Source organism: Pseudomonas sp. PB101, assembly GCF_009764265.1.
Lineage (GTDB): Bacteria > Pseudomonadota > Gammaproteobacteria > Pseudomonadales > Pseudomonadaceae > Aquipseudomonas.
On the sequence record NZ_RWIR01000092.1, the window covers coordinates 133,183 to 145,153 of the forward strand.

The window sequence follows — 11,971 nt, forward strand, 5'->3', positions numbered from 1 at the left end:
AGTCGCTAACTCAGGCAACCGATTCTGGTAGCCTTTCCGCCCTGGAGCAAGCCATGCAAGACCTCGATCCCGTCGAAACCCAGGAATGGCTGGACGCCCTGGAATCGGTTCTCGACAAAGAAGGCGAAGACCGTGCTCACTATCTGATGACCCGTATGGGTGAACTCGCGACCCGCAGCGGTTCGCAGTTGCCTTACGCCATCACCACGCCTTACCGCAACACGATCCCCGTTACCCACGAAGCACGCATGCCTGGCGACCTGTTCATGGAACGCCGCATTCGCTCGTTGGTACGCTGGAACGCGATGGCCATGGTAATGCGTACGAACCTGAAAGATTCTGACCTCGGCGGTCACATCTCCAGCTTCGCTTCCAGTGCGACCCTGTATGACATCGGCTTCAACTACTTCTTCCAGGCCCCGACCGATGAACACGGCGGCGACCTGATCTACTTCCAGGGCCACACCTCGCCAGGCGTTTACGCCCGCGCATTCATGGAAGGCCGCATCACCGAAGACCAGATGAACAACTTCCGCCAGGAAGTCGACGGTCAGGGCCTGTCGTCCTACCCGCACCCTTGGCTGATGCCTGACTTCTGGCAGTTCCCGACCGTATCCATGGGTCTGGGCCCGATCCAGGCGATCTACCAGGCACGCTTCATGAAGTACCTGGAACACCGTGGCTTCATCCAGCCGGGCAAACAGAAAGTCTGGTGCTTCCTGGGCGACGGCGAGTGCGACGAGCCGGAATCCCTGGGCGCGATCTCCCTGGCCGGCCGCGAGAAGCTGGACAACCTGATCTTCGTCATCAACTGCAACCTGCAGCGCCTCGACGGCCCGGTTCGCGGCAACGGCAAGATCATCCAGGAACTCGAAGGTGTGTTCCGCGGTGCTCAGTGGAACGTGACCAAAGTCATCTGGGGCCGTTTCTGGGACCCACTACTGGCCAAGGACGTCGACGGCATCCTGCAACGTCGCATGGACGAAGTCATCGACGGCGAGTACCAGAATTACAAAGCCAAAGACGGCGCGTTCGTACGTGAACACTTCTTCAACACGCCGGAACTCAAGGCGATGGTCGAAGACCTGTCCGACGACGAGATCTGGAAGCTCAACCGTGGCGGCCACGACCCGTACAAGGTCTACGCGGCGTACCACGAAGCGGTCAACCACAAAGAACAACCAACCGTCATCCTGGCCAAGACCATCAAGGGTTATGGCACCGGTGCCGGCGAAGCGAAGAACACCGCGCACAACACCAAGAAGGTCGATGTCGAAAGCCTGAAGTTGTTCCGCGATCGTTTCGACATCCCGGTCAAGGACGATGAACTGGAAAACCTGCCGTTCTTCAAACCGGAAGAAGGCAGCGCCGAAGCCCGTTACCTGAGCGAGCGCCGTACCGCACTGGGCGGTTTCGTGCCACAGCGCCGCGCGCAAAGCTTCAGCGTTCCGACTCCGCCACTGGATACCCTCAAGGCAATCCTGGACGGCTCGGGCGACCGTGAAATCTCCACCACCATGGCCTTCGTGCGCATCCTCGCGCAACTGGTCAAGGACAAGGAAATCGGTCCGCGCATCGTGCCGATCATCCCGGACGAAGCCCGTACCTTCGGTATGGAAGGCATGTTCCGTCAGTTGGGCATCTACTCCTCCGTCGGCCAGCTCTACGAGCCAGTCGATAAAGACCAAGTGATGTTCTACAAGGAAGACCAGAAGGGCCAGATCCTCGAAGAAGGCATCAACGAAGCGGGCGCCATGAGCTCCTTCATCGCTGCCGGTACTTCGTACTCCAGCCACAACCAGCCGATGCTGCCGTTCTACATCTTCTACTCGATGTTCGGCTTCCAGCGTATCGGTGACCTGGCCTGGGCCGCTGGCGACAGCCGTACCCGTGGCTTCCTGATCGGCGGCACCGCCGGCCGTACCACCCTGAACGGTGAAGGCCTGCAACACGAAGACGGTCACAGCCATCTGCTGGCCTCGACCATCCCGAACTGCCGCACCTACGATCCAACCTACGGCTACGAGCTGGCGGTGATCATTCAGGACGGCATGAAGAAGATGACCGAAGAGCAACAGGACGTCTTCTACTACATCACCGTGATGAACGAGTCGTACCAGCAGCCAGCCATGCCGGCCGGTGCCGAAGAAGGCATCAAGAAAGGCATGTACCTGCTCGAAGAAGACAACCGCGAAGCGGCGCACCACGTTCAGCTGATGGGCTCCGGCACCATCCTGCGTGAAGTCCGTGAAGCAGCGAAGATCCTGCGTGAAGAGTTCAACGTCGGCGCCGACGTGTGGAGCGTTACCAGCTTCAACGAACTGCGTCGCGACGGCCTGGCCGTTGAGCGCACCAACCGTCTGCACCCGGGCCAGAAGCCTAAGCTGAGCTTTGTGGAAGAGTGCCTGAACGGCCGTAAAGGTCCGGTCATCGCATCGACCGACTACATGAAACTGTTCGCCGAGCAGATCCGTCAGTGGGTACCGTCCAAGGAATTCAAAGTCCTGGGCACCGACGGTTTCGGCCGCAGCGACAGCCGCAAGAAACTGCGTCATTTCTTCGAAGTCGACCGTCATTTCGTGGTGTTGGCAGCCCTGGAAGCACTGGCTGACCGTGGTGACATCGAACCTAAAGTGGTGGCTGAAGCCATCGCCAAGTTCGGTATCAACCCGGAAAAACGCAACCCACTGGACTGCTGAGGAGAGATTCTGTGAGCGAACTCATTCGCGTACCTGACATCGGCAGCGGTGAAGGTGAAGTAATTGAACTGTTTGTGAAGGTCGGCGACCGTATCGAAGCCGACCAGAGCATCCTGACACTTGAGTCGGACAAGGCGAGCATGGAAGTGCCTGCGCCGAAGGCCGGTATCATCAAGAGCCTGAAAGTGAAGCTGGGCGATCGCCTGAAAGAAGGCGACGAACTGCTCGAGCTGGAAGTCGAAGGTGCCGCTGCTGCTCCTGCGGCTGCCGCTGCACCAGCGGCCAAGGCTGAAGCCAAGCCGGCTGCAGCCCCTGCCGCCGCGGCACCTGCTGCTGCGCCGGCTGCCGCCAGCGTTCAGCAAGTGCACGTGCCGGACATCGGTTCGTCGGGCAAGGCCCAGATCATCGAGATCCAGGTCAAGGTCGGCGACACCGTTGTGGCCGACCAGTCGCTGATCACCCTGGAATCCGACAAGGCCAGCATGGAAATCCCGTCGCCTGCCGCTGGCGTGGTCAAGGCCATCAGCGTCAAGCTCAACGACGAAGTCGGCACTGGCGACCTGATCCTGGACCTGGAAGTGGCAGGTGCTGCGGCACCGGCAGCTGCTCCGGCCCAGGCTGCCGCTCCAGCTGCCGCCGCTGCGCCTGCTCCTACAGCAGCTCCGGCTGCACCGGTTGCCGACAGCGTTCAGGACATCCACGTTCCGGACATCGGTTCGTCGGGCAAGGCCAAGATCATCGAAGTCCTGGTCAAGGCCGGCGACACCGTTGTGGCCGACCAGTCGCTGATCACCCTGGAGTCCGACAAGGCCAGCATGGAAATTCCATCGCCTGCCGCTGGCGTGGTGGAAAGCGTTTCCATCAAGCTCGATGACGAAGTCGGCACCGGCGACCTGATCCTCAAGCTGAAAGTCAAAGGCGCCGCTCCGGCCGCTGCACCGGCACCTGCCGCTGCTGCTCCGAGTGCAGCGGCTCCAGCTGCTGCTCCTGCCGCCGCTGCACCTGCTGCTGCCCCGGCCGCTGCTCCAGCCAAGCCTGGTGCAAAAGTTCACGCCGGCCCTGCCGTGCGTCAACTGGCCCGCGAGTTCGGCGTCGAGCTGAACGCCGTTGGCGCCAGCGGTCCACACGGTCGCATCCTGAAGGAAGACGTGCAGGTTTACGTCAAGGCCATGATGCAAAAGGCCAAGGAAGCACCGGCCGCTGCTGCTGGCGCAACCGGTGGCGCGGGCATCCCGCCGATTCCGGTCGTGGACTTCAGCCGCTTCGGTGAAATCGAAGAAGTGCCGATGACCCGCCTGATGCAGGTCGGCGCCGCCAACCTGCACCGCAGCTGGCTGAACGTGCCGCACGTGACGCAATTCGATTCGGCGGATATCACCGAGCTCGAAGCGTTCCGCGTTGCCCAGAAAGCCGTTGCCGAGAAGGCCGGCGTCAAGCTGACCGTCCTGCCGCTGCTGCTCAAGACCTGTGCGCACCTGCTCAAGGAACTGCCGGACTTCAACAGCTCGCTGGCGCCAAGCGGCAAAGCGATCATCCGCAAGAAATACGTGAACATCGGCTTCGCCGTCGACACCCCGGATGGCCTGCTGGTACCGGTCATCAAGAACGTCGACCAGAAAAGCCTGCTGCAACTGGCCGCCGAGGCCGCTTCCCTGGCTGAAAAAGCCCGGACCAAGAAGCTCTCGTCGGACGAGATGCAAGGCGCCTGCTTCACCATTTCCAGCCTCGGCCACATTGGCGGCACCGGCTTCACGCCGATCGTCAACGCGCCGGAAGTGGCGATCCTCGGTGTTTCCAAGGCAACCATCCAGCCAGTCTGGGACGGTAAAGCCTTCCAGCCGAAACTGATGCTGCCACTGTCGCTGTCCTACGATCACCGTGTGATCAACGGCGCCGCTGCCGCACGCTTCACCAAGCGTCTGAGCGACCTGTTGGGCGACATCCGCACCATGCTCCTGTAACACCGACCGGCCCTCCTTCACCGGAGGGCCAGTTGCGTTCCACGTTTCCGAGCGCCACGCTCGTACCTCAACCCCGCCAATTTGGCGGGGCTTTTTTTTGGTTATTTCACTGGCTTGGAGGTCACTTCATTTTCAGCGTGGGCATGGTCCCTTGTAGGAGCCGGCTTGCTGGCGATGGTCGTTAACGATAACGCGTGTAAACCGGATAAACGCGGCGCACTTGAGTCCATCGCCGGCAAGCCGGCTCCTACAGGTATTGCGTTGTCGGTGTTTCCCGGGATTGCATGAAGTTCCTGTTTCATACGCCTTCCTACATTTGTGGCTGATATCGCCCACAACTCGAATCCATTTCTGCCAGATATTTATTCAGGCCAAATAACTAGTCTTGGCTGAATACCCTCCATTACATCCGAAACAACCAACTACCCATTAACTGGCAGCGAATGGACTCAAACATGTTAAAACCAACTGTTGGGCCAATTATTGGCCACACTACAACCAATCATGCGCGTATATTTGTGCGCGGCGCAGCGCAAGAGAGTGCACCCGTATTTGCCGGCATCCGTTATCGGCAATCCGGGCATGAACAATGGATCGAAACCATCTTTACAAGACTGACAAGTCTGCAGGACATGTCCGATGTCCTTGTTCTCGATAACCTCGCGCCCGATACCGAATATGAATACCAGGCCGGCTGGTTCAGTACCGAGAGTGCCGGGCACACCGCAGATTCACTGCAGGAACTGCCGCTGCGATGGCCGCAGGAACTCTATCGCCTGCGTACGCGCTCCGCCACGTCCACCACGCCACGTGGCTATTTCGTCGGTTCATGCCGCTACCTGAGAATGACCGCCGGCGTTGCGTCGGCGCCAGAGTGGGGCGACCGGATATTCGCCTCGATTGCGCAATTGGCAGAACAAGCCGACCCTCCGGTCAGCGCGATGTTGATGGCTGGCGATCAGATCTATGTCGACGATTTGAATTTTTTCGCGCCTGATCGTGAATATCAGCAAATACTCGCGAAATACCGTGCGGCGTTCTCTCAGCCACATATTTCCAGATTAATGGCCAATGTATCGACTTACATGATCCTCGACGATCACGAAATTGAAGACAACTGGCCAGACAAGAAAAGATCAGGCGATGATATTTTATATAACAACGCCATAAGTGCTTATGAGATATATCAAGCCAGCCACAGCCCGGTATTTGAATTACTTGACGACGGCCGGATCAGCCGACTGGCGAAGCACTATTGGTATCAGTTCACCGATGGCGATATCGAATGGTTTGTCACCGATAGTCGCACCCGGCGCAATCTATCGGCCGATGATCGGCGCCTGCTGGATGTCGAACAGGAATATGCCCTGTGCCAATGGCTGATCAACAGCCCGGCGCGGGTCAAACTGGTGGTCACCAGCGTGATGTTCTTCCCCGATGCCAGGCAAAACGGGGATGACGCCTGGGCCGGATTTCCCGAGCAACGGCTGCGGTTGCTGGAGACCATTCGTACGCACCGGCTGAAGAATGTCATATTCGTTGCCGGTGACGTCCACGCCTCCATGACCAGCCGACTGACCCACAGCGAAGACCCGGACTTCGAAGTGCACACCATCGTTTCGTCGCCCTTGTGCAACTCCAGGCTGCTGCCCTATGCCAGTCAATCCGGCTTTATCCTCGACCGTCCGCTGGCACGCACCGCCGCAGGCGAATATCGGCAGGAATTGACCGGTAAAGTCATCAGTCAGGATAACTTCGCGCATCTGGTCATCGACGCAAAACGCATCCGGGTCAATTACCACGATCGCGATGGCAAGCTATTGCAATCGACAGGCATTGAATTGCGTTGACGGCAAAAATCACGGCCTTCGAGACGACTCCGAAGGCTGCGATCTGATCAATAGCAATACTTTTTACTGGAAACTGCAGAAATCTTCGCACCTGCCGACATATTCTTATAGCACTTGGCCTTCATCTCTCTTGTCAGTCGGTGTCGCAATGATGCAACCTTGCCGCAGGCAACAGTAAAGAGGGCGTGAGCCCAGCGCGTTCAGCATATTCGAAGCGAGTTTCCCTCCATGAAAAGCCAACCCGATGCCGCCAGCCGTATGGTGGCCGAGGTAGTGACGCAGTTGCCTGTGCCCTCGCGGCTCGGCATGCTGCGTTTCGAACGGCTTAATGAACCCAGCTGGGCGCTGCTGTTTCTCGATCCCAATTGCGAACGCCAGTTCGGCCTGCCGGCCGTGGAGCTGTGTGCGCTGGTGGGTTCGCCCTACGCCAGCCTGATGGAACCGGAAGCGCGCTATCAACTTCACGATGCGATCCAGCAACAGCTGACCCAAAGCACGCATTACCTGATCCGCTACACCCTGCACACGGCCTCGGGCTCCCTGAATCTGCTGGAGCTGGGCGAAGCCTACAAACAACACAATCGCCACCTGTTGCGCGGCTACCTGCTGGTCATTGACGGCCTGTTCGAGGATGACCCGCTGCAACCGGCCCTGGATCTGGAAACCCAGAACTCGCGCCTGCAAATCGCCCTGGAGCTCAATCAGCGCGCCCAGCAGGAGCAACTGCTGCATCTGGACCGGGTACGTGCCCAGCAGGACCTGATCCTGCTGCTGACCCGTCAACGCTACAGCAGCAACAACTCCTTGCGCGAAGCTGCCGAGCTGATCACCCGCAGCGCCTGCGACATTTACCAAATCGACTGCGCCAGCCTGTGGAGCCTCGAAGGCTCGATGCTGGTGCCGATCTCGGCCTATCACCGTGCGAATCAGGAATACCTGCTGCCGCAGCCGATCGACGTCAGCGTTTTCCCCGATTACCTCGACGCCTTGCACACCGGCCGCGCCATCGACGCCCATAACGCCATGCGCGACCCGCGCACCCGGGAGATGGCCGAGAGCCTGCGCCCGCGCGACGTCAACGCAATGCTCGACGCCAGTATCCGTGTCGATGGCCAGGTCGTTGGCGTTCTGTGCCTGGAGCAGACCGGCGCGACCCGCGCCTGGCAATCTGATGAAATCGCCTTCGCCGGCGAACTCGCCGACCAGTTTGCCCAGGTCATCAGCAACCACAACCGCCGAACCGCCACCAGCGCCCTGCACCTGTTTCAGCGTGCCGTCGAACAGAGTGCCAACGCCTTTTTGCTGGTCAACTGCGATGGCGTGGTGGAGTACGTCAACCCGAGCTTCACCGCGATCACCCAGTATTCAACCGAAGAAGTGCACGGTCAGCGCCTGTCGGAACTACCGGCCCTGGAGAACCTCAGCGAACTGCTGTTCGACGCGCCCTCGGCGCTGGCCAAGAGCAACAGCTGGCAGGGCGAATTCAAGAGCCGCCGGAAAAACCTCGAACCCTACTGGGGCCAGTTGTCGATCTCCAAGGTTTACGGCGACAACCGCGAACTGACCCACTACATCGGCATCTACGAAGACATCACCCAGACCAAGCTGGCCCAGCAGCGCATCGAGCGCCTGGCCTACACGGACAACCTGACCAATCTCGGCAACCGCCCGGCCTTCATCCGCAACCTCGATGAACGCTTCGCCCGGGACAGCGACGCGCCGATCAGCCTGTTGCTGGTGGACATCGACAACTTCAAGCGGATCAACGACAGCCTCGGCCACCAGACCGGCGACAAACTGCTGATCAGCCTGGCCCGGCGCCTACGCAACAGCTTGATCCCGAGCGGCAGCCTGGCGCGATTCGCCAGTAACGAATTCGCCGTATTGCTGGACAACAGCGACCTCACGGTGGGCCAGCAAGTGGCCAACCAACTGCTGGCGACCCTCGACAAACCGATGTTCGTCGACAACCAGTTGATCAGCGTCACCGGCTCCGTGGGCCTGGCCTGCGCGCCGCTGCACGGGCGCGACCCGCAAACCCTGATGCGCAACGCCGGCCTGGCGCTGCACAAGGCCAAGGCCAACGGCAAACACCAGGTGCAAGTGTTCACCGAAGCGCTGAACGCCGAGGCCAGCTACAAGCTGTTCGTCGAAAACAACCTGCGCCGCGCCCTGACCCAGAACGAACTTGATGTGTTCTACCAGCCCAAGCTGTGCCTGCGCAGCGGTCGCCTGCTGGGCATGGAAGCGTTGCTGCGCTGGGACCATCCGGAAAAGGGCATGATCCGCCCTGACCAGTTCATCAGCGTCGCCGAAGAAACCGGCCTGATCATTCCGATCGGCAAATGGATCGCCCGCCAGGCCTGCCGCATGAGCAAAGCGCTGACCGCCGCCGGCCTGGGTAACCTGCAAGTGGCGATCAACCTGTCGCCCAAGCAGTTCTCCGATCCGGACCTGGTGGCCTCCATCGCCAACATCCTCAAGGAAGAAGCCCTGCCGGCTCATTTGCTGGAGCTTGAGCTGACTGAGGGCCTGCTGCTGGAAGCCACCGAAGACACCCACCTGCAGCTCGACCAGCTCAAGCGCCTGGGCCTGACCCTGGCCATGGACGACTTCGGCACCGGTTACTCGTCGCTCAGCTACTTGAAAAAATTCCCCATCGACATCATCAAGATAGATCGAAGCTTCATCCACGAAATCCCGGACAACCAGGACGACATGGAAATCACCTCCGCGGTGATCGCCATGGCCCACAACCTGAAGCTCAAGGTCGTGGCTGAAGGCGTCGAAACCGCCGAGCAGTTGTCGTTCCTGCGCCGTCACCGCTGCGACGTCGGCCAGGGCTACCTGTTCGACCGTCCGATCCCGGGCAACGAGCTGATCGAAAAGCTCAAACGCTACCCGCGTGGCCCAATCGCCTGACAGCGACCCAACTCTCGGGCAAACTGTTTGTCTGTCTAATTATCCTGACTGAGAGGACTGATCATGGTTCTGCGCTCGGAAATCCTGGTGAACAAAAACGTGCTCCCTACTAAAGAACAAGCTCTGCCTGGCCGCGAAACCCCGATGAACCTGCCGGAAAGACATTTCGTCCACGACGCCCCGCTACTGGGCCCGTTCGCCTCCGATGTCGACTTTGCAATCTTCGGCCTCGGCTGCTTCTGGGGCGCAGAACGTCGCTTCTGGCAGCGTGAAGGCGTGGTCAGCACCGTGGTGGGTTACGCCGGCGGCTTCACGCCAAACCCTACGTATGAAGAAGTCTGCTCAGGCCTGACCGGCCACACCGAAGTGGTGCTGGTGGTCTACGAGCCGGCAAAAGTCAGTTACGAAGAATTGCTGAAGATGTTCTGGGAACTGCACAACCCGACCCAGGGCATGCGCCAGGGCAACGACATCGGCACCCAGTATCGCTCGGTGATCTATGCGACCAACCCGACGCAACTGGCCGCCGCCGAACACAGCAAAGAAGTGTTCCAGGTCGAACTGACCAAGGCCGGCAAAGGCGTCATCACCACCGAAATCGAAGAAGCCCCAACGGTTTATTTCGCCGAGGCGTATCACCAGCAGTATCTGGCGAAGAACCCTGAAGGTTATTGCGGGATTGGCGGTACGGGCGTGACCTGCCCGATCTGACACAAAGCACTTTTAGGAGCCGGCTTGCTGGCGATGGCGGCAGACTGTCCAGCGGTGAACTCTGGACTGCTATCGCCAGCAAGCCGGCTCCTACGGGCCGAGCATTACTCGGCAATCAACCAATCCATCCGCCAGCCACCCTGGGTCTGGCCAAGCTTCTCGGACAACCACGGCAGCAGTTCACGCAACTCTTCCTCCAGCCCCCACGGCGGATTGGCAATCGCCAGCCCGGAACCGTTCAGGCTGTTCGGCGTATCCAGCGGATGCACCAGCAACTCCACGCGCAACAACTTCGGCGCACCGGTACCGGCCAGGTCCTGGTAGAAACGACGCAGCGCGCGCTGATCCTTCACCGGGTACCAGATAGCCGCCACGGTCTGGCGCATCCGGCCAATCGCCTCTTTCAGCGACGCGGCACAGCGCTGCATCTCGTCGAGCTTCTCGAACGGCGGATCGATCAGCATCACCGCACGCTTCTCCGGCACGGGCAGCAAGGCCCGGGGCACATGCCAGCCTTCGCCCAGGTGCACCTTGACCCGGCGATCACCGGCCATGTTGTCCTTGAGCAGCACGCCATCTTCCGGATGCTTCTCGTTGAGCAACACACGGTCCTGCGGACGAGTCAGGCGCCTCGCCAGCTCCGGCGACCCCGGGTAATAGCGCAACTGGCCATCCGGGTTCATCTCATGCAGCACCTGCATGTAATCAGCGGTCAGGATCGGCAGATCCGGCTGATCCCACAAACGCGCAATGCCTTCCAGGTACTCGCCGGTACGGCTGGCCTGATCACCCTGAAGGTCATACAGACCGATGCCAGCGTGGGTGTCGAGATAGGCAAACGGCTGCTCCTTGCGCGACATCAGGGCGATGAGGCGGGTCAAGGTCAGGTGTTTGAACACATCGGCGTGATTGCCGGCATGGAAGGCGTGACGATAATTCATGATTGCTCCTGCGCAGGCCGGGAAGTTTACCTTTTACCGGCCGGCAAGTCAGGGATTGGCGGCCAAGCGGCCCTGACAAATGACTTGCAAGGGCGCAAACCTGTAGGAGCCGGCTTGCTGGCGATGGCGGTGTATCAATCAACATGGATAACGTCTGACACACCGCTATCGCCAGCAAGCCGGCTCCTACAGATATCAGGCGTACTTGCCGCTACTGCGAAGGCTACGCCCGCAACCGCCGCCCAACCACTTCCAGCACATCACAGCCATCGCGCAACGAAATGGCGCAGAGCAAGGCGAAATCGCTGAGGATGAAGGACTCGCACTCGATCGAACCGCGCATGGACAGATTCTCAAGCACTTGGGTGACTGCGCGGATTCTGTAGTTGGCAGTGTCGGCGAGGATGTCGAGTGGCGCCTGGGTATCGACGAACAGGGTGGGCATGTCGGTGCAGTTGCTGGTCAATGCCATGAAGCGGTTGTCGGGATAGGGAGTTGGTTTTTCGTAGGGTGGGTCGGGATAAATTGTTTTCATTTTTTAACCTCTGGTAGAAGTGGGACTACCATCGGCCTTCCTACGGGCTTGGGTGGCAGCCATACGCGGGGTAGGAATATCGAGACCAGAGAACTCGACCACGCCGAAGCGTGCCCGCGCACAGCCGCCGCAACAGATCTTACGGTCGCACGTTAGTGGCCGCAAATCAGGTGTCGATGCCAAGCGTGTCTCATGGTCTTAACGGGTTCCTACACCCCACCACTGAATTGTCAGTGGCCGCTAAAGACTATCGATGGAACTCGCATCGCACCACTTCATGAAAACCGCTACGTTTTGAAGGAAACGTCCTAGGACCTTGCCCGGAAAATTCGCAGCAGCCCCAGTGCGTGCT

General features: G+C 59.8%; 7 protein-coding genes. 5 read left to right on the plus strand and 2 right to left on the minus strand.

The features are described from left to right. Positions 1–53: 53 nt before the first annotated feature. From aceE to msrA, 5 genes are all read left to right on the plus strand, one after another. The gene (gene aceE / locus EI969_RS28090) at positions 54–2,699 is read left to right on the plus strand and encodes a pyruvate dehydrogenase (acetyl-transferring), homodimeric type (protein WP_160390570.1); all 2,646 of its coding nucleotides are present in this window, start codon (positions 54–56) and stop codon (positions 2,697–2,699) included. 11 nt (positions 2,700–2,710) lie between these two features. After that, positions 2,711–4,660: a dihydrolipoyllysine-residue acetyltransferase gene (gene aceF, locus EI969_RS28095; protein ID WP_160390571.1), complete on the plus strand. Its 1,950-nt coding sequence runs from the start codon at positions 2,711–2,713 to the stop codon at positions 4,658–4,660. 455 nt (positions 4,661–5,115) lie between these two features. Continuing rightward, positions 5,116–6,510, plus strand: a complete 1,395-nt coding sequence (locus tag EI969_RS28100; protein WP_160390572.1) for an alkaline phosphatase D family protein — start codon at positions 5,116–5,118, stop codon at positions 6,508–6,510. Between the two features lie 228 nt (positions 6,511–6,738). Next, complete coding sequence (locus EI969_RS28105; protein ID WP_160390573.1) at positions 6,739–9,432, plus strand: bifunctional diguanylate cyclase/phosphodiesterase; 2,694 nt, start codon at positions 6,739–6,741, stop codon at positions 9,430–9,432. Between the two features lie 63 nt (positions 9,433–9,495). Next, on the plus strand, positions 9,496–10,143 hold the full coding sequence (gene msrA, locus EI969_RS28110) for a peptide-methionine (S)-S-oxide reductase MsrA (RefSeq protein ID WP_160390574.1): 648 nt from the start codon (positions 9,496–9,498) through the stop codon (positions 10,141–10,143). A 104-nt stretch (positions 10,144–10,247) separates the two neighbouring features. Here the strand turns inward: msrA and EI969_RS28115 are convergent, their stop codons facing one another. Together EI969_RS28115 and EI969_RS28120 are read right to left on the minus strand one after the other, a co-directional pair. Next, a complete protein-coding gene (locus EI969_RS28115) occupies positions 10,248–11,084 on the minus strand; it encodes a 23S rRNA (adenine(2030)-N(6))-methyltransferase RlmJ (protein WP_108216288.1) in 837 nt (278 codons plus the stop codon). Between the two features lie 223 nt (positions 11,085–11,307). Continuing rightward, a complete protein-coding gene (locus EI969_RS28120) occupies positions 11,308–11,619 on the minus strand; it encodes a hypothetical protein (protein ID WP_160390575.1) in 312 nt (103 codons plus the stop codon). Positions 11,620–11,971 lie beyond the last annotated feature (352 nt).